Annotated in this window: 19 protein-coding genes; 13 read left to right on the forward strand and 6 right to left on the reverse strand. The window is 61.0% G+C overall.

What is annotated here, in order from left to right; genetic code table 11:
• Positions 1–34 precede the first annotated feature (34 nt).
• From ACF8R4_RS05140 to ACF8R4_RS05165, 6 genes are all read left to right on the forward strand, one after another.
• Positions 35–583 (forward strand): Rnf-Nqr domain containing protein, encoded by a 549-nt coding sequence (locus ACF8R4_RS05140; RefSeq protein ID WP_392491817.1) that lies wholly within the window; start codon positions 35–37, stop codon positions 581–583.
• On the forward strand, positions 580–1,554 hold the full coding sequence (locus ACF8R4_RS05145; RefSeq protein ID WP_392491819.1) for an RnfABCDGE type electron transport complex subunit D: 975 nt from the start codon (positions 580–582) through the stop codon (positions 1,552–1,554). Before ACF8R4_RS05140 ends, ACF8R4_RS05145 begins: the two co-directional genes overlap by 4 nt.
• Positions 1,551–2,153 (forward strand): RnfABCDGE type electron transport complex subunit G, encoded by a 603-nt coding sequence (locus ACF8R4_RS05150; RefSeq protein WP_060497874.1) that lies wholly within the window; start codon positions 1,551–1,553, stop codon positions 2,151–2,153. The genes ACF8R4_RS05145 and ACF8R4_RS05150 overlap by 4 nt, the downstream gene beginning before the upstream one ends.
• Positions 2,146–2,670: an Rnf-Nqr domain containing protein gene (locus ACF8R4_RS05155; RefSeq protein WP_060497875.1), complete on the forward strand. Its 525-nt coding sequence runs from the start codon at positions 2,146–2,148 to the stop codon at positions 2,668–2,670. The genes ACF8R4_RS05150 and ACF8R4_RS05155 overlap by 8 nt, the downstream gene beginning before the upstream one ends.
• Before the next feature lie 4 nt (positions 2,671–2,674).
• On the forward strand, positions 2,675–3,313 hold the full coding sequence (nth, locus tag ACF8R4_RS05160) for an endonuclease III (protein WP_009684568.1): 639 nt from the start codon (positions 2,675–2,677) through the stop codon (positions 3,311–3,313).
• 104 nt (positions 3,314–3,417) lie between these two features.
• Positions 3,418–3,594: a PA3496 family putative envelope integrity protein gene (locus tag ACF8R4_RS05165; protein ID WP_012273877.1), complete on the forward strand. Its 177-nt coding sequence runs from the start codon at positions 3,418–3,420 to the stop codon at positions 3,592–3,594.
• 56 nt (positions 3,595–3,650) lie between these two features.
• Here ACF8R4_RS05165 and ACF8R4_RS05170 read toward each other — a convergent pair whose 3' ends face one another.
• The gene (locus ACF8R4_RS05170) at positions 3,651–4,274 is read right to left on the reverse strand and encodes a response regulator transcription factor (RefSeq protein ID WP_019096559.1); all 624 of its coding nucleotides are present in this window, start codon (positions 4,272–4,274) and stop codon (positions 3,651–3,653) included.
• 369 nt (positions 4,275–4,643) lie between these two features.
• On the opposite strand from ACF8R4_RS05170, the gene ACF8R4_RS05175 reads away from it, so the two are divergent.
• Positions 4,644–5,120 carry a hypothetical protein gene (locus ACF8R4_RS05175; protein ID WP_060497876.1) on the forward strand — a complete coding sequence of 159 codons (477 nt, stop codon included), beginning with the start codon at positions 4,644–4,646 and terminating at the stop codon, positions 5,118–5,120.
• A 61-nt stretch (positions 5,121–5,181) separates the two neighbouring features.
• Here ACF8R4_RS05175 and ACF8R4_RS05180 read toward each other — a convergent pair whose 3' ends face one another.
• Positions 5,182–6,399, reverse strand: a complete 1,218-nt coding sequence (locus tag ACF8R4_RS05180; RefSeq protein ID WP_060497886.1) for an argininosuccinate synthase — start codon at positions 6,397–6,399, stop codon at positions 5,182–5,184.
• A 285-nt stretch (positions 6,400–6,684) separates the two neighbouring features.
• The gene (locus ACF8R4_RS05185) at positions 6,685–7,611 is read right to left on the reverse strand and encodes an OmpA family protein (protein WP_104833323.1); all 927 of its coding nucleotides are present in this window, start codon (positions 7,609–7,611) and stop codon (positions 6,685–6,687) included.
• A 130-nt stretch (positions 7,612–7,741) separates the two neighbouring features.
• Between ACF8R4_RS05185 and pyrC the strand changes: the two genes are divergently transcribed.
• Positions 7,742–8,788, forward strand: coding sequence for a dihydroorotase (gene pyrC, locus ACF8R4_RS05190; RefSeq protein ID WP_016713746.1), 1,047 nt, complete (start codon positions 7,742–7,744; stop codon positions 8,786–8,788).
• Positions 8,789–8,847: 59 nt separating this feature from the next.
• Entirely contained in the window at positions 8,848–9,459 is a 612-nt protein-coding gene (gene rnt, locus ACF8R4_RS05195) for a ribonuclease T (protein ID WP_225917480.1), read from the forward strand.
• 135 nt (positions 9,460–9,594) lie between these two features.
• On the opposite strand, the gene ACF8R4_RS05200 is transcribed toward rnt, so the two are convergent.
• The gene (locus tag ACF8R4_RS05200) at positions 9,595–10,197 is read right to left on the reverse strand and encodes a peroxiredoxin (protein WP_003254945.1); all 603 of its coding nucleotides are present in this window, start codon (positions 10,195–10,197) and stop codon (positions 9,595–9,597) included.
• Between the two features lie 224 nt (positions 10,198–10,421).
• Between ACF8R4_RS05200 and ACF8R4_RS05205 the strand changes: the two genes are divergently transcribed.
• Positions 10,422–10,640, forward strand: coding sequence for a bacterioferritin-associated ferredoxin (locus ACF8R4_RS05205; protein ID WP_060497888.1), 219 nt, complete (start codon positions 10,422–10,424; stop codon positions 10,638–10,640).
• Between the two features lie 201 nt (positions 10,641–10,841).
• Positions 10,842–11,315 (forward strand): bacterioferritin, encoded by a 474-nt coding sequence (gene bfr, locus ACF8R4_RS05210; RefSeq protein WP_060497889.1) that lies wholly within the window; start codon positions 10,842–10,844, stop codon positions 11,313–11,315.
• A gap of 57 nt (positions 11,316–11,372) precedes the next feature.
• Here bfr and grxD read toward each other — a convergent pair whose 3' ends face one another.
• Entirely contained in the window at positions 11,373–11,708 is a 336-nt protein-coding gene (grxD, locus tag ACF8R4_RS05215) for a Grx4 family monothiol glutaredoxin (RefSeq protein ID WP_016713741.1), read from the reverse strand.
• Positions 11,709–11,799: 91 nt separating this feature from the next.
• Positions 11,800–13,908, reverse strand: coding sequence for a molybdopterin oxidoreductase family protein (locus tag ACF8R4_RS05220; RefSeq protein ID WP_156867755.1), 2,109 nt, complete (start codon positions 13,906–13,908; stop codon positions 11,800–11,802).
• 374 nt (positions 13,909–14,282) lie between these two features.
• Between ACF8R4_RS05220 and argF the strand changes: the two genes are divergently transcribed.
• Together argF and ACF8R4_RS05230 are read left to right on the forward strand one after the other, a co-directional pair.
• On the forward strand, positions 14,283–15,203 hold the full coding sequence (gene argF / locus ACF8R4_RS05225; protein ID WP_060497891.1) for an ornithine carbamoyltransferase: 921 nt from the start codon (positions 14,283–14,285) through the stop codon (positions 15,201–15,203).
• Positions 15,200–16,309, forward strand: coding sequence for an ABC transporter ATP-binding protein (locus tag ACF8R4_RS05230; RefSeq protein ID WP_060497892.1), 1,110 nt, complete (start codon positions 15,200–15,202; stop codon positions 16,307–16,309). The genes argF and ACF8R4_RS05230 overlap by 4 nt, the downstream gene beginning before the upstream one ends.
• The last annotated feature ends 31 nt before the right edge of the window (positions 16,310–16,340 follow it).

Raw genomic sequence — 16,340 nt, forward strand, 5'->3', positions numbered from 1 at the left:
GACAATCACCTGCATTCCCGGCTATCGTCATCTCATGAGCGATTACCTTCTGGTCCTGATCGGCGCCGCGCTGGTCAATCACCTGTGCCTGTTGCAGCAGCCAATCCCCCGGCTGAACCTGCATGTGCATGGCCTGGCCTGCGCTCTTTGCATTGCCTTGGGCACGATCGGCGCACACTTGCTGATGCGGGGGGTACTTGCCCCACTGCACATCCCCGACCTTGCCCTGTTCCTGTTATTGCCCTGGCTGGCACTGCTCGCCTGGGGCTTGCCGTGGCTGCTGGGCAAGTGGCGCCCGGCCTGGCCCGTAGTCGGGTTGCCAGCGCTGCTGTCGAGCAATGCCGCAGTGCTGGGGCTCGCCCTGCAGCAGGCAGGCGATGACAGCGCCTGGCCCTCGACGCTGCTGCAAGGTTTACTGGCGGGCGGCGGCTTCTGGCTGGCACTGGTGCTGTTCGCCGACTTGCGCCAGCGCAGTGCCCATGCCGATATCCCCGGCGCACTGCGCGGCCTGCCGCTCGAGTTGATCGGCGCCGGGGTGATGGCCATGGCATTTTCTGGCTTTAACGGTATGTTCGGACAATGATCAGCCAGCCCGATCCGCGACTGCGCACGAGTATGGGCCTGGTCCTGCTGGCCTGTTTGCCTGGCCTGCTGGCGTTGTTGTGGTTGCATGGCTGGGGCATGCTGCTGAACCTGTTGCTAAGTGCCACCGCCGCATTGCTGTGCGAAGCTGTGCTGCTGGCGTTGCGCGGCCAACCGCTGAGCACGGCGCTAGGCGACGGCAGCGCACTGGTAACCGCCGTGCTGCTGGCGGCCGCCCTGCCCACCCTGGCCCCGTGGTGGTTGCCGGTGGTCGCGGCAAGCGTTGCCATCGGTTTCGGCAAACAGGCCTTTGGCGGCGTCGGACGCAATCCGTTCAACCCGGCCATGGTCGGTTATGCCTTCGTGCTGCTGAGCTTCCCGTTGCAGATGAACCATTGGCCGGGGCAACCCCCAGGCCTGTTCGACAGTTTGCAGCAGGTATTCACCGCAGGCGAACAGATCGACGCCTGGGCCCGGCCGACGTTGCTCGACGGCCTGCGCCACAACCGCAGCCTGACCATCGAGGAGCTGTTCGCCAGCCATCCAGGCTTCGGCAACATCGGCGGGCGCGGCAGCGAATGGGTCAACCTGGCATTCCTGCTCGGCGGCCTGTTCCTGTTGCAGCGCAAGGTGATCAGCTGGCATGCACCACTGGGCCTGCTGACAGGGCTGTTCGTGTTCAGCCTGCTGGGCTGGAACGGCTCTGGGTCGGACTCCAACGGCTCACCCTTGCTGCACCTGTTCTCCGGCTCGACCATGCTGGCAGCCTTTTTCATTGCCACCGAGCCGGTGTCGGGGCCCAAGAACGAACGGGCCAGGCTGTACTTCGGCCTGGGTGCCGGGCTACTCATCTACCTGATTCGCACCTGGGGCAGCTACCCGGATGGCACCGCGTTCGCCGTCCTGCTGATGAACCTCATGGCACCAACGCTTGAACGCCTTGCGGCAAAGCCCCAACAGGCCGCCCGATGAAACGCCTGACGCATGATGTGAGCCTGCTGGTGCTGATTGGGGTATTGGCAGTGTCCGCCACGCTGGCATGGCGGCACTTGACCGGCCCAGCCATCACCGGTGCCGAGAAGCAACTGCAAAGCCGTCAACGGCTGGCCGTGCTGCCCGAGGGCAGTTATGACAACCAACCGTTGGACAGCCCGCTCGCGAAGCCCGAGGCGCAGCGGCCCAACAGCCGCATCCTGGCGGCTTACCGTGCCACGATGGCAGGCAAACCAAGCGCGATCGTCCTGGTCACTCAAACCCAAGGTTATGCCGGACCCATCGTACTGAGCGTGGCCATCGCCACAGATGGCCGCCTGATCGGCAGCCAGGTCATGGAGCAACAGGAAAGCCCCGGTCTGGGCGCACGCCTGGGCGACCCGCAGTTGCACTGGCTGGGGCAGTTCGACAACCGCCATCAGGGCGACCATTGGGCGCTGAAGCGGGACCAGGGTGACTTTGACCAACTGGCCGGCGCGACCGTGACTTCACGGGCGGTGATCACCGCGCTGCAAGAGGCGCTGAGCTATTTCGATGAGCAGCGCAGCGCACTGCTGGAGGGTGCGGCACATGAATAGGTTTTGCCTGCTGGCCGTAAGCCTGACACCCCTGCTGGGTGCGACCCGAACGCTGCATGAGGGCATCGCCATTGGCCTGTGCGCAGTCGTGATGGGCAGCCTGCATCAGCTTTTGCTGACACCGCTGCGCCAGCGCCTGGCCAGCTGGGCCTATGTGCCAGCCAGCCTGCTGATGCTGGCAGCCTTGGCCAGTTGCCTGCAAATGGCCTTGCGCGCAGGGTCGCTGCCTTTGGCACTTGCCCTGGGCCATTATCCTGCCCTGCTGTGCCTGCAGTGCCTGGCCTGCGATCATCTGCTGCCCGATCAAGGCCGCTGGCGCATGCTCGCCGGGTATTTCTGTGCGGTATTTGCCCTCTGCCTGGTGCTCGGCGCCAGCCGCCAATGGCTGGCCAACGTTGCCAACCTGCACGTGGCCAACCTGGCCCCGGGCGCCCTGCTACTGCTCGGACTGCTGCTGGCCTTGTACAATCGCTTGCGTCCGGGCCCTGCCCACCCACGTCGTCAAGGAAAGCTCTGATTTCATGAATGCCGCCAAACGCCTGGAGATTTTTCGCAGGCTGCACGAAGACAACCCAGACCCGAAGACAGAACTGGCCTACACCACCCCGTTCGAGCTGCTGGTCGCCGTGACACTGTCCGCGCAATCCACCGACGTCGGCGTCAACAAGGCCACTGCCCGCCTGTTCCCCGTCGCCAATACGCCCGAGGCCATCTATGCCTTGGGCGTTGAAGGCCTTAGCGAGTACATCAAGACCATCGGGCTATACAACAGCAAGGCCAAGAATGTCATAGAGGCCTGCCGGCTGCTGATCGAACGCCACGGCAGCCAGGTGCCACAAACCCGCGAAGCCTTGGAGGCGTTGCCCGGTGTGGGCCGCAAGACCGCCAACGTGGTGCTCAACACAGCGTTCCGCCAACCGACCATGGCGGTGGACACCCACATCTTCCGGGTGAGTAACCGCACGGGTATTGCGCCTGGCAAAACGGTGCTGGAAGTGGAAAAGAAACTGGTCAAGTTCGTGCCAAAAGATTACCTGCTCGATGCCCACCACTGGCTGATCCTGCACGGGCGCTACGTATGCCAGGCGCGCAAGCCAAGGTGCGGCAGTTGCAGGATCGAAGATTTGTGCGAGTACAAGCACAAAACCTCCGACGATTGAGGCGATAGCTGGAAACCCCTCACCACGATTGAAAAAATCTTTTTTACCGGCGTCTGCTTTCTGGTTATAAGGACGGCCAATGGCCCCTTGGCTTGGAGCGACTCATGAGTACCGATAAAGACGACCTGTCGATCGAAGATGATTTTGTTGCCGCAGACGACGACGCGGAGCCTCAGGTGGAAACAGCAAAGACCAACCTGAGCAAACGCCGCACCATCGATAACATGCTGGAAGAACGGCGCCTGCAAAAGCAGTTGGCCGATTTCGACTACGACCTGTAAAGCCAGACCTGTAGCCTTGGCAAAGCCTCCTGACTGGAGGCTTCAAGGCTTGGCAGTCAGTTCAGTCCTTGCCGCTGCGCCAACTCGATCAGGTCGACCAGCGACCGTGCATTGAGCTTGAGCAGCAGCCGCGACTTGTAGGTACTGACCGTCTTGTTGCTGAGGTACATGCTGTCGGCAATCTCCTTGTTCGAACGCCCTCGCGCCAGTTGTTGCAGCACCGTCATTTCACGCGCGGAGAGGCGATTGACCATGTCCACCTCGCTTCCCGCCCCCCTGCCACGTGACGCATGCAAGGCCTGGTTGGGGAAGTAGCTGTAACCCGACAACACTGCCTTGATGGCGCTTAACAACTCGGTAAGTTCCTGCTGCTTGCACACGTATCCCGCAGCGCCCGCCTGCATGCAACGCATCGAGAAGTTGCCCGGGGCCTGCGATGTCAGCACCAGGACCTTGCTAGCCGGGCTGAACGTCGTCATGCGGGCGATCACCTCCAGGCCATCCAGTTTCGGGATCCCGATATCCAGCACCACGATATCCGGCAGGTGTTGCCGAGTAAGCTGCAGCGCAGCCACCCCATTATCGGTCTCCGCCACGACGTCATACCCATGCCGCTCCATCAGCATGCGTACGGCCAAGCGTATGACCGGATGATCATCCACGATAAGCACTTTATTCATGCGATATCCATTCATTCATTGTTTTGCTTTGGCACGCCACGATAACCGACAGGACGCTTGCTGGCGCGGCGATTTACTGACGAAACTCATGGACAGACAAAACTTACAACACTTACAGAAATTTCCTACACTTCAAGACCAAGGTTGTAACAAACGCGTTCCTTAGTACCAAAACAACGGTATCACCCGCCTGCAAAAACGCACCAGTTGAAAACTGAACATCTGCTGGCGAAACGTCCAACTCAAACGCGCTGAAAAAACAAAGCCGAGTGGCTTTATGTCGATTATTCCTCACCGGGAAAACAATCCAGTCTTTAGTTGAGTATCGCAGTAAGGTAATGATGGGCAAAACCGCTGGAGATGGCCCACATGACCCAAGCACAACCTGTTGCCCCGCTGACGATCATTGCCATCTTTGCGGGGATTATCGAAGCCTCCGCCCTTGCCACACTGCCTTTTCTAAGCGAGTCCAGCCAAAAGCTTTACACCTGGTTCCTGGTAGGCTTTCCGTTCTTTCTGACGGCACTGTTTTTTCTCACGCTCAACTTCAATTACAAGTCGTTCTACAGCCCGCCACCAAATAAGATGGCACTCGACAAAACCCCAGCTCTGAGCAGTGTCATCAGTGATGCCCCTGAGGCGGCGCAAGGCGGGCCTGTCACGTTCATGTTTTCCGGCCCCGACGCCTATCGCATGATGGAACAACAACTCCTGCATGCACTTGCCCAACCGCCCGTGCCGCCCCGAATATGGCGCTTTTGCAACCTGGACAAACGTCAATGTGCGCAGCTGTCGATCAGTGCGCTCGAGGGCGATGTTGTGAGCCAACACAGTTCAATGCCCTGACTTTTCTGCACGCAAAAAAAACCCCGGCTTAAGCCGGGGTTTTCATTGCACGAGCGCGCAATCAGAGCATCGAACGGCCCTTGTTGGCGGCAATGCGCATGCGCAGTGCGTTCAACTTGATGAAGCCTGCGGCATCGGCCTGGTTGTAGGCGCCGCCATCTTCCTCGAAGGTCGCGATGTTGGCATCGAACAGCGAATCGTCCGACTTGCGGCCAACCACGGTAACGTTGCCCTTGTACAGCTTCAGGCGCACGACGCCGTTCACGTTGACCTGGGAAGCGTCGATCATCTGCTGCAGCATCAGACGCTCAGGGCTCCACCAGTAGCCGGTGTAGATCAGGCTGGCGTACTTCGGCATCAGCTCATCTTTCAGGTGAGCGACTTCGCGGTCCAGGGTGATCGACTCGATGGCACGGTGCGCCTTGAGCATGATGGTGCCGCCAGGGGTCTCGTAGCAGCCACGCGACTTCATGCCGACGTAACGGTTTTCCACGATGTCGAGGCGGCCGATGCCGTTGGCACCACCGATACGGTTCAGGTCGGCCAGGACGGTGGCCGGGGTTTTCTCGACGCCGTCAATGGCAACGATGTCGCCGTTGCGGTAGGTCAGCTCGATGTAGGTCGCCTGGTCCGGGGCGCTCTCAGGCGAGACGCTCCATTTCCACATGTCTTCTTCGTGCTCGGTCCAGGTATCTTCCAGGACACCGCCTTCGTAGGAGATGTGCAGCAGGTTGGCGTCCATCGAGTACGGCGACTTCTTCTTGCCGTGGCGCTCGATCGGGATGCCGTGCTTTTCGGCGTAGTCCATCAGCTTCTCGCGGGACAGCAGGTCCCACTCACGCCACGGGGCGATGACCTTGACGCCAGGCTTGAGGGCATAGGCACCCAGCTCGAAACGAACCTGATCGTTACCTTTGCCGGTGGCGCCGTGGGAAATGGCGTCAGCACCGGTTTCGTTGGCGATTTCGATCAGGCGCTTGGCGATCAGCGGACGGGCGATGGAAGTACCCAGCAGGTACTCGCCTTCGTAGACGGTGTTGGCGCGGAACATCGGGAACACGAAATCACGCACGAACTCTTCGCGCAGGTCGTCGATGTAGATCTCTTTAACGCCCATTGCCTGAGCCTTGGCACGGGCCGGCTCGACCTCTTCGCCCTGACCCAGGTCAGCGGTGAAGGTCACCACTTCGCAGTTGTAGGTATCCTGCAGCCACTTGAGAATCACCGAAGTATCAAGGCCGCCGGAATACGCCAGTACGACCTTTTTTACGTCCGCCATGCCATCACTCCACGGGGTTGTACGGAAAGGGATCGATTCTAACGGCCTTGCAGATAAAATTACAGTGGGGCGACAGCTTCTGACGACAAAGCGACAGGAACTGTCGGAAGGGCGACGGCGCCACTGAGCATGACGCCGAACCTGTGGGAGCGGGCTTGTCGGGGCGCCGAACCGCCGCGAACACCGGCGCAGCCGGTGCCATCTACTGCATCGCGGGCTTGCCCGTTCCCACAGGGACTGCGCAGGCTCCCAACGTTTGAGGAGGCCGTAAGAAAAGAATGCGGTTTACTTAGCCGCTGGGGCAGGAGCCGTTGGCTCAGGGGCTTTTTCGGCGGGTTTCTCCACCGGCTTCTCAACCACCGCAACCCGGTCCAGTTCGATATTCACTCGCCGGTTGCGCGCCCGGTTGGCAGGGCTGTTGTTTTTCGCCACCGGGTACTGCTCACCATGGAAGCGCACGATGATCTGCTCTTCCTTCAAGCCATGGGCCTTGAAGTAATCAGCCACCGACAATGCCCGACGGCGCGACAGGTCGCGGTTGGTCAGGCGGTTGCCGCTATTGTCCGAATGGCCGTCGAGCTCGATGTGGTTAACCGTCGGGTCGGCTTTCATGTAGTCAAGGATCAGGTCCAGACGCGCCTTGGCGGCTTCATCCAGTTCAATGCCGCCCCCCGGGAAGCCCACCTGAGTCTGACGCACCTGGTCGTAGTTCATCGCAAGCAGCTTGCCCGCGCAGGCCTGATAGTCGCTGTAAGCCTTGGCAAAGCTGACCGGCAACACCCGCACCTCCATCGGCCTGCCCGCCTCACCGGCATAGTTGCGCACCACCGTGCTGCGCCCGTCGAGCAGGCCATTGATCAGGCGGCTGGCCTGGCCTTGGGAGGAGCTGAACAGCACACCGGTACGGGCCATGCGCACACTGCCCAGGTTGATGTCGCCACGCCCGGGTTGCCATGGGGCCGCGGCCGCCAGCAGGCTGGCGGTGCCTGCACCCAGTACGTTGATGTCCGAGCGCAACTGGAACACCGGCTGCTCACCTGCACGGCGCACGAACTCACCACTGCCGAAACCTTCGATCGGCTGGATCAGGCGGCACTCGAACTGGTCACCCTCGACCTTCCAGGCGATGTTCTCCATGCGCGTCTGGAAAGTCAGTGCACCGGCCGGCAGGCAGGCGAACAGGGTCAACAGGGCTAGGTAACGCTGGCGCACGGGCGGCTCCACAAATTCTGACGGCTTACCTGCAAGCTATCGGACGCTGGCCGGAAAACTTGATAGCCGTGCTCGACCCAGGGTTTTCCGGTAGCATTGGGGCTTGAGTTCGACCCGCCTGGAATCCCCAATGTCCGATCGCCTGACCCTCCTGCGCCCCGACGACTGGCACATCCATCTGCGCGATGGTGCCGTCCTGCCCCACACCGTTGGCGACGTGGCGCGCACCTTCGCCCGTGCCATCATCATGCCAAACCTGGTTCCCCCGGTGCGCAATGCCGCCGAGGCTGGCGCCTACCGTGAGCGCATCCTTGCCGCGCGCCCGGCCGGTAGCCGCTTCGAGCCGCTGATGGTGCTGTACCTCACCGACCGTACCAGCCCCGAGGACGTCCGCGCGGCCAAGGCCAGCGGCATCGTGTACGCTGCCAAACTGTACCCGGCCGGCGCCACCACCAACTCCGACTCGGGCGTAACCAGCATCGACAACATCTTTCCGGCCATCGAGGCACTGGCGGAAGTTGGCATGCCCCTGCTGGTGCATGGCGAAGTGACCCGTAGCGAAATTGACGTGTTCGACCGCGAGAAGCGCTTCATCGACGAGCATATGCGCCGTCTGGTCGAGCGCTTCCCTACGTTGAAAGTGGTGTTCGAACACATCACCACCGGCGATGCCGCGCAGTTCGTCACCGAGGCCCCGGCCAACGTTGGCGCGACCATCACCGCCCAGCACCTGCTGTACAACCGCAACCACATGCTGGTTGGCGGCATTCGCCCGCACTTCTACTGTCTGCCGATCCTCAAGCGCAACACCCACCAGGTGGCGCTGCTGGATGCGGCCACCAGCGGCAACCCGAAGTTCTTCCTCGGCACAGATTCGGCACCTCACGCCCGCCACGCCAAGGAAGCCGCCTGCGGTTGCGCCGGTTGCTACACCGCCTATGCGGCCATCGAAATGTACGCCGAAGCGTTCGAACAACGGAACGCACTGGACAAGCTGGAAGGCTTTGCCAGCCTGCACGGTCCGGCTTTCTATGGCCTGCCTGCAAACACAGACACCATTACCCTGGTCCGCGAAGAGTGGACCGCCCCGGACAGCCTGCCGTTTGGCGAGCAGACGGTAATCCCGCTGCGCGCGGGTGAAAAACTGCGTTGGCGCCTGCTGGAGGACAACGCGTGAGCGAAGACCTCTACGAAGACGACCTGGACTCCCAGGGCAGCAGCGGTTCGCGCCACCCGATGGCCGAGCGTTTCCGTGGCTACCTGCCGGTCGTGGTGGATGTGGAAACCGGTGGTTTCAACAGCGCCACCGATGCCCTGCTGGAAATTGCCGCCGTCACCATCGGCATGGACGAGAAAGGCTTCCTGTTCCCCGAGCACACCTACTTCCACCGGGTGGAGCCGTTCGAGGGTGCCAATATCGAAGCCGCGGCGTTGGAGTTCACTGGTATCAAGCTGGACCACCCGCTGCGCATGGCCGTCAGCGAGGAAAGCGCGCTGACCGACATCTTCCGTGGCGTGCGCAAGGCGCTCAAGGCCAATGGCTGCAAGCGGGCGATCCTGGTCGGCCATAACAGCAGCTTCGACCTGGGCTTCCTCAATGCAGCGGTAGCGCGCAACGACCTGAAGCGTAACCCGTTCCACCCGTTCTCCAGCTTTGACACCGCTACCTTGGCGGGCCTGGCGTATGGGCAGACCGTGCTGGCGCGCGCCTGCCAAAGTGCGGACATCGACTTCGACGGGCGTGAAGCGCACTCGGCGCGATACGACACCGAGAAGACGGCAGAGCTGTTCTGCGGCATCGTCAACCGCTGGAAAGAAATGGGCGGCTGGCGCGACTTCAACGACTAAGCAGCTGCAAGCCACAAGCTTCAAGCAGCAAGAAAGGGCAGACAGCACGCGCTCGTTTTTTCTTGAAGCTTGCAGCTTAAAACTTGAAGCAAAAAAAACCGGCCACCAGGGCCGGTTTTTTCATGCACGCAGCAATTACAGCTTGCCGGCGTTCTCGCTCAGGTAGGCAGCAACGCCTTCTGGCGAAGCGTTCATGCCTTTGTCGCCTTTTTTCCAGTTGGCAGGGCAGACTTCGCCGTGCTCCTCGTGGAACTGCAGGGCGTCAACCAGGCGCAGCAGCTCGTCCATGTTACGGCCCAGTGGCAGGTCGTTGACGATCTGCGAACGGACAACTCCGTTGGTGTCGATCAGGAAGGCGCCACGGAAAGCCACGCCGCCTTCGGACTCGACGTCGTAGGCTTTGCAGATTTCGTGAGTCATGTCGGCAGCCAGGGTGTACTTCACCTGGCCGATGCCGCCGTTGTTGACCGGGGTGTTACGCCAGGCGTTGTGGGTGAAGTGCGAGTCGATCGACACGCCGATCACTTCTACGTTACGGGCCTGGAAGTCCGGGATGCGGTTGTCCAGGGCGATCAGCTCGGACGGGCAGACAAAGGTGAAGTCCAGCGGGTAGAAGAACACCAGGCCGTACTTGCCCTTGATGGCCGAAGCCAGGTTGAAGCTGTCGACGATCTCGCCATTGCCCAGCACGGCCGGAACGGTGAAATCGGGGGCTTTCTTACCAACGAGTACGCTCATTGTAATCTCCTGATGAGGGTGAAAAACCGTTTGCCGGGCCAGACGGGCTTGCCCGACATCCAACAAAGGCCGACCATCATACACGGCTTCTGATGACAGGCCGAATCCATCAGGCAGCCAACCGCCGGTCGCTCAAGCACGGCCCTTCCAGAAAGTCCTTTGACAAGCATTCTCATTAACATTAAGCTCCAACCCATCGACTCAACCCGCGATGGTCAGCCCTTATGTATGTGTGTCTTTGTGTCGGCGTTACCGACGGACAGATCCGCGATGCGATCTATGAAGGATGCTGCAGTTACAAGGAAGTGCGAGCCGCGACCAATGTCGCAAGCCAGTGTGGCAAATGCGCCTGCCTGGCCAAGCAGGTGGTCCGTGAGACCCTGGCAGAGCTTCAGGTGAGCCAGGCAGCCCTGCCCTACCCCGTAGAATTTACCGCAGCCTGAAACCCCAGAATTCAAAGAACCGGACCCTGTGTCCGGTTTTTTTATGCCTGCAATTCAATAAGTTAGCGCCGCAACGCGGTTCACAAACATTCTTATTCCTATTAATTTTCACTTATTATTCAATAACTTAGGTTTGACACTCCTAAGTATCGGGCTCAAACTTCACTGTATTGGCACACTTCTTCAGGGCAGGAACCCGCAATGAAAGGCGACGTAAGCGTCATCCAGCATCTCAACAAGATCCTCGGAAACGAGCTGGTCGCGATCAACCAGTACTTCCTGCACGCACGCATGTACGAAGATTGGGGCCTGAACAAACTCGGCAAGCTCGAGTACAAGGAATCCATCCACGCGATGAAAGACGCTGACAAACTGATCAAGCGTATTCTCTTCCTCGAAGGTATCCCGAACGTTCAGGACCTGGGCAAGCTGATGATCGGCGAGCACACCAAGGAAATGCTCGAGTGTGATCTGAAGCTCGAGAAGAAAGCCTTGGTAGACCTGAAGGCGGCCATTGCGCATTGCGAAACGGCTGGCGACTTCGGCTCGCGTGACATGCTTGAAGATATTCTCGAGTCCGAGGAAGAGCACATCGACTGGCTGGAAACCCAATTGGGTCTGATCGACAAGATCACTATCGAGAATTACCTGCAGTCGCAAATGGGCGAAGAGTAATTCTTCACCGCATAAAAAAACCCGCGATCCGCGGGTTTTTTTATGCTTGCCGGAAAATCAGGCTTCGGACGCCTTGGCCTTGGCAGCCGCTTCCTTGATCAGGGTCTGCAACTCACCCTTCTCGAACATTTCCAGCATGATGTCGCTGCCGCCAACCAGCTCACCGGCTACCCACAGCTGTGGGAAGGTCGGCCAGTTGGCGTACTTTGGCAGGTTGGCGCGGATTTCCGGGTTCTGCAGGATGTCGACGTAGGCGAACTTCTCGCCACAACCCATCACAGCCTGCGATGCCTTGGCCGAGAACCCGCACTGCGGGGCATTCGGCGAGCCTTTCATGTAAAGCAGAATGGTGTTGTTGGCAATCTGCTCTTTGATCGTATCGATGATATCCATCTAGCACCTCAGCTGAACTTTCCGACGCGGTCGTCGGCACGGTGACGCATTGTAACGGAAAGCCGAGCGGCGTGCTCGGCCTTACCATTGCTCATGCGGCCTCTACCTGCACGGGCACGCCATTGAGTGCAGCGTTGCCGGAAACCGCGTCCCGAAAGCGCTCGTCGGTAAGGTCATTGGCACTCACGCCGGGTTGTGCCTGGGCGATCTGCATGTGTACGCCCTGGCGGCCATGGCCGAAGCCATGGGGCAGGCTGACCACACCCGGCATCATGTCTTCGCAGGCCTGCACCTCGATTTCCAGATCACCCGTACGCGAACGGATACGCACCCGCTGGCCGTCCTGCAGGTGCCGCGCTTGCAGGTCTTGCGGGTGCATCAACAACTGATGGCGTGGCTTGCCTTTCACCAGGCGATGGAAGTTGTGCATCCATGAATTGTTGCTGCGCACATGGCGGCGGCCGATCAGCAGCAGTTCACCCGCTACAGGGGGCGCCAGTTGTACGAGGCGACTCAGGTCGTCCAGCAATACCTGAGGTGCAGCTTCAACAGCCTTGCTGACCGTCGCCAGGCGTGCCGCGAGGTTCCTGCGTAAAGGCCCTAGATCAAGGCCGTGCGGGTGCTCATCCAGTGTTGCCAGGGATAACCGCCACGGTGTTGCGTCGCCATAGCGCCCTTTGCGCAAGGCCAGGTCGATCATCTGCGCAGGCGCCACGGTTGGTTTCAATTCAAGCTCGGCGCGCCTGGCGAATGCCCGCGCCAGGCCGACGAAGATTTCCCAGTCGTGCAGCGCCCCTTCCGGCTTGGCCAGGATCGCCCGATTGAAGCGGGTGACGTTGCGCACGGCCAGCAGGTTGAAGGTGCTGTCGTAGTGGTCGTTTTCCAGCGCGCTGGTGGAAGGCAGGATCAGGTCGGCATGCCGGGTGGTTTCGTTGATGTAGAGGTCGAGGCTGAGCATGAACTCAAGCCCCTCCAGCGCTGCATCCAGCTGGCGGCCGTTAGGGGTGGATAGCACGGGGTTGCCGGCCACTGTCACCAGCGCGCGAACCTGCCCTTCGCCTGGTGTCAACATCTCTTCGGCCAGGGCCGCCACGGGCAACTCGCCACCGTACTCGGGCAAGCCCGATACCCGGCTTTGCCAGGCGTTGAAATGGCCACCCGAGGTGGTCGCCACCAGATCGACGGCAGGCTCCGTACACAACGCGCCGCCTTCACGATCGAGGTTGCCGGTCACCAGGTTGATCAGTTGCACCAGCCAATGGCAGAGTGTACCGAAGGCTTGGGTAGAGACACCCATGCGCCCATAACACACGGCCTTGCCTGCAGCGGCGAAATCCCGTGCCAGCTGGCGGATATCCGACGCGGCAATACCACAATGCACGCTCATGGCCTCGGCACTGAGCGGCGCGAGTGCTTCGCGCACTTGTTGCAGGCCGTTGACCGGCAAGTGCGAGCCCTGCGCCAGGCCCTCTTCGAACAGGGTGTTGAGCAAGCCGCACAAAAAGGCCGCATCGCCACCCGGGCGAATGAACAGATGGGTATCGGCCATGGCCGCCGTCTCGCTGCGCCGCGGGTCCACCACTACCAGACGCCCTCCCCGCGCGCGCAAGGCCTTCAGGCGCTTCTCTACATCGGGCACGGTCATGATGCTGCCGTTCGAGGCCAACGGATTGCCGCCGAGAATCAGCATGAAGCGGGTCTGGTCGATATCCGGGATCGGCAGCAGCAGACCATGGCCATACATCAGGTGGCTGACCAGATGATGTGGCAACTGGTCCACCGACGTGGCCGAGAAACGGTTGCGCGTCTTGAGCAAGCCAAGGAAGTAGTTGCTGTGGGTCATCAGGCCATAGTTGTGCACGCTCGGGTTACCCTGGTACACCGCCACGGCATTGCGCCCGTGCGCCTGCTGGATCACCCACAGCTTGTCGGCGGCCAGGGCAAAGGCCTCGTCCCAGCCAATGGCCTCCCAGCGCTGCCCCACCCGCTTGTGCGGCTGGCGCAGGCGGTCGGGGTCGGTCTGGATGTCTTGCAGAGCCACAGCCTTGGGGCAGACATGGCCACGGCTGAAAGGGTCTTCGGGGTCGCCTTTGATTGAGCTGATCAGCGCCCGCCCATCGTCTTCGTGGCTGACTTCGATGTTCAACCCGCAGATCGCTTCGCACAGGTGACAGGCACGGTGGTGCAGGGTCTTAGTCATGGCCGCCTCTGCCTTGTTGTTGTCGAACAGTGACTATGCGCCCGGCCCCTCCCCCGGGCCAGCGCCCTTCGCCGTGTGAATCCACCGACATCAGGCGCACGATTCGCGACAGCCATTTGCCAAATTGCCAGCAAGCCGTGTACAACCCTGTGTAGTAAATAAAAAACAGCACCGGCCCGCGGGTAAAGACACCCTTTGCAACATCCTTTCAAACAGGCCGCTGTTTCCCCCCTTGGCTTGAGGCGACATTTACTTATAGTATTGCGCCTTTCCCTATTTCGTCCGCCCCGTGCGGCTTACGCCGCAGGTCACTCCCGTTGTCAAAAAAAACCATACGGTCGACCTGCATACCGTTGCAGATAAGGTAGTCAATCATGAGCGCTAGGCACTTTCTCTCCCTGCTGGACTTCACCACCGACGAATTGCTCGGGGTGATCCGCCGCGGCATCGAGCTGAAGGACCTGCGCAAGCGAGGCGTGCTGTTCGAGCCCCTGAAGAACCGCGTATTGGGCATGATCTTCGAGAAGTCCTCGACCCGCACCCGGGTGTCGTTCGAAGCCGGCATGATCCAGCTCGGCGGCCAGGCCATCTTCCTGTCGCCGCGCGATACCCAGCTGGGCCGTGGCGAGCCGATCGGCGACAGCGCCATCGTGCTGTCGAGCATGGTCGACGTGGTGATGATCCGTACCCACGCACACAGTACCCTGACCGAATTCGCCGCCAAATCGCGCGTACCGGTCATCAACGGCCTGTCCGACGAGTCGCACCCGTGCCAGCTGCTGGCCGACATGCAGACCTTCCTGGAACACCGCGGCTCGATCCAGGGCAAGACCGTGACCTGGATCGGCGATGGCTTCAACATGTGCAACTCTTATATCGAGGCTGCCCGGCAGTTCGATTTCAAGCTGCGTATCGCCTGCCCCGAAGGCTATGAGCCGGATGAACGCTTCATGGCGCTGGGCGGTGACCGCGTGCAGATCATCCGTGACGCCAAGGAAGCCGTACGTGGCGCACACCTTGTGGTCACCGATGTCTGGACTTCCATGGGCCAGGAGGAGGAAACTGCGCGGCGCCTGGCGCATTTCGCGCCTTACCAGGTCACCCGCGAACTGCTCGACCTGGCGGCACCCGATGTCCTCTTCATGCACTGCCTGCCCGCCCACCGTGGCGAGGAAATCAGCCAGGACCTGCTCGACGACCCTCGCTCGGTCGCCTGGGACGAGGCTGAAAACCGCCTGCATGCACAGAAGGCGCTTCTCGAATTCCTTGTAGAACCGGCTTACCACCACGCATGAGTCAACCCCTACTGCTCAACCTGCGCAACCTCGCCTGCGGCTATGGCGACCAGCGCATCGTCCAGAACCTCAACCTGCACCTGAACGCAGGCGATATCGGTTGCCTGCTGGGTTCATCCGGTTGTGGCAAAACCACCACCCTGCGCGCCATTGCCGGCTTCGAGCCGGTGCATGACGGTGAAATCCAGCTGGCCGGCGACGTCATTTCCCGCGCCGGCTTCACCCTGGCCCCGGAAAAGCGCCGCATCGGCATGGTGTTCCAGGACTACGCGCTGTTCCCGCACCTGACCGTGGCGCAGAACATTGCCTTTGGCATCGCCAAGCACCCACGCCAGGCCGCCGTCATCGAAGAGATGCTGGAACTGGTCAAGCTGGGCGGCCTGGGCGGGCGTTACCCGCATGAGCTGTCTGGCGGCCAGCAGCAACGGGTCGCCCTGGCCCGCGCGCTGGCGCCAGAACCGCAGTTGCTGCTGCTCGACGAGCCATTCTCCAACCTTGACGTGGAGTTGCGCCGGCGCCTGAGCCATGAGGTTCGCGATATTCTCAAGAGCCGTGGCACCAGCGCCATCCTGGTGACCCATGACCAGGAAGAAGCCTTTGCCGTCAGCGATCACGTCGGTGTGTTCAAGGAAGGCCGCCTGGAGCAGTGGGACACGCCCTACAACCTTTATCACGAACCGCAGACGCCGTTCGTGGCCAGCTTCATTGGCCAGGGGTACTTCATCCGTGGGCAGATGAGCAGCCACGAGGCCGTCAATACCGAGCTGGGTGAACTGCGCGGCAACCGTGCGTACATCATGGCGCCGGGCAGTTCGGTGGACGTGCTGCTGCGGCCGGACGATATCGTGTATGCGCCGGACAGCCCGCTGAGGGCGGTTATCGTCGGCAAGAGCTTCCTGGGGGCATCGACCTTGTATCGCCTGCAATTGCCGACCGGCAGCCAGCTGGAAGCGATTTTCCCCAGCCATGTCGACCATCAGGTGGGTGGAGATGTGGGGATTGCGGTGAAGGCCGATCACCTGGTGTTGTTCCCGGTGCCGGGCAGTGTGGCGGCGCAATTGCCGCGCCAGGAGAACGGGGTCCGTCGGTACAGTTCGGCGACCTGACTTTAGATACTTGGGGCCGCTTTGCGGCCCC

Source organism: Pseudomonas sp. FYR_2 (assembly GCF_043106425.1).
Lineage (GTDB): Bacteria > Pseudomonadota > Gammaproteobacteria > Pseudomonadales > Pseudomonadaceae > Aquipseudomonas > Aquipseudomonas monteilii.

Bases quoted from the DNA above. Each gene is read 5' to 3' on its own strand.
- ACF8R4_RS05140 (WP_392491817.1), top strand. From the start codon at position 35: ATGAGCGATTACCTTCTGGTCCTGATCGGCGCCGCGCTGGTCAATCAC.
- ACF8R4_RS05145 (WP_392491819.1), top strand. From the start codon at position 580: ATGATCAGCCAGCCCGATCCGCGACTGCGCACGAGTATGGGCCTGGTC.
- ACF8R4_RS05150 (WP_060497874.1), top strand. From the start codon at position 1,551: ATGAAACGCCTGACGCATGATGTGAGCCTGCTGGTGCTGATTGGGGTA.
- ACF8R4_RS05155 (WP_060497875.1), top strand. From the start codon at position 2,146: ATGAATAGGTTTTGCCTGCTGGCCGTAAGCCTGACACCCCTGCTGGGT.
- nth (WP_009684568.1), top strand. From the start codon at position 2,675: ATGAATGCCGCCAAACGCCTGGAGATTTTTCGCAGGCTGCACGAAGAC.
- ACF8R4_RS05165 (WP_012273877.1), top strand. From the start codon at position 3,418: ATGAGTACCGATAAAGACGACCTGTCGATCGAAGATGATTTTGTTGCC.
- ACF8R4_RS05170 (WP_019096559.1), bottom strand. From the start codon at position 4,274: ATGAATAAAGTGCTTATCGTGGATGATCATCCGGTCATACGCTTGGCC.
- ACF8R4_RS05175 (WP_060497876.1), top strand. From the start codon at position 4,644: ATGACCCAAGCACAACCTGTTGCCCCGCTGACGATCATTGCCATCTTT.
- ACF8R4_RS05180 (WP_060497886.1), bottom strand. From the start codon at position 6,399: ATGGCGGACGTAAAAAAGGTCGTACTGGCGTATTCCGGCGGCCTTGAT.
- pyrC (WP_016713746.1), top strand. From the start codon at position 7,742: ATGTCCGATCGCCTGACCCTCCTGCGCCCCGACGACTGGCACATCCAT.
- rnt (WP_225917480.1), top strand. From the start codon at position 8,848: ATGGCCGAGCGTTTCCGTGGCTACCTGCCGGTCGTGGTGGATGTGGAA.
- ACF8R4_RS05200 (WP_003254945.1), bottom strand. From the start codon at position 10,197: ATGAGCGTACTCGTTGGTAAGAAAGCCCCCGATTTCACCGTTCCGGCC.
- ACF8R4_RS05205 (WP_060497888.1), top strand. From the start codon at position 10,422: ATGTATGTGTGTCTTTGTGTCGGCGTTACCGACGGACAGATCCGCGAT.
- bfr (WP_060497889.1), top strand. From the start codon at position 10,842: ATGAAAGGCGACGTAAGCGTCATCCAGCATCTCAACAAGATCCTCGGA.
- grxD (WP_016713741.1), bottom strand. From the start codon at position 11,708: ATGGATATCATCGATACGATCAAAGAGCAGATTGCCAACAACACCATT.
- ACF8R4_RS05220 (WP_156867755.1), bottom strand. From the start codon at position 13,908: ATGACTAAGACCCTGCACCACCGTGCCTGTCACCTGTGCGAAGCGATC.
- argF (WP_060497891.1), top strand. From the start codon at position 14,283: ATGAGCGCTAGGCACTTTCTCTCCCTGCTGGACTTCACCACCGACGAA.
- ACF8R4_RS05230 (WP_060497892.1), top strand. From the start codon at position 15,200: ATGAGTCAACCCCTACTGCTCAACCTGCGCAACCTCGCCTGCGGCTAT.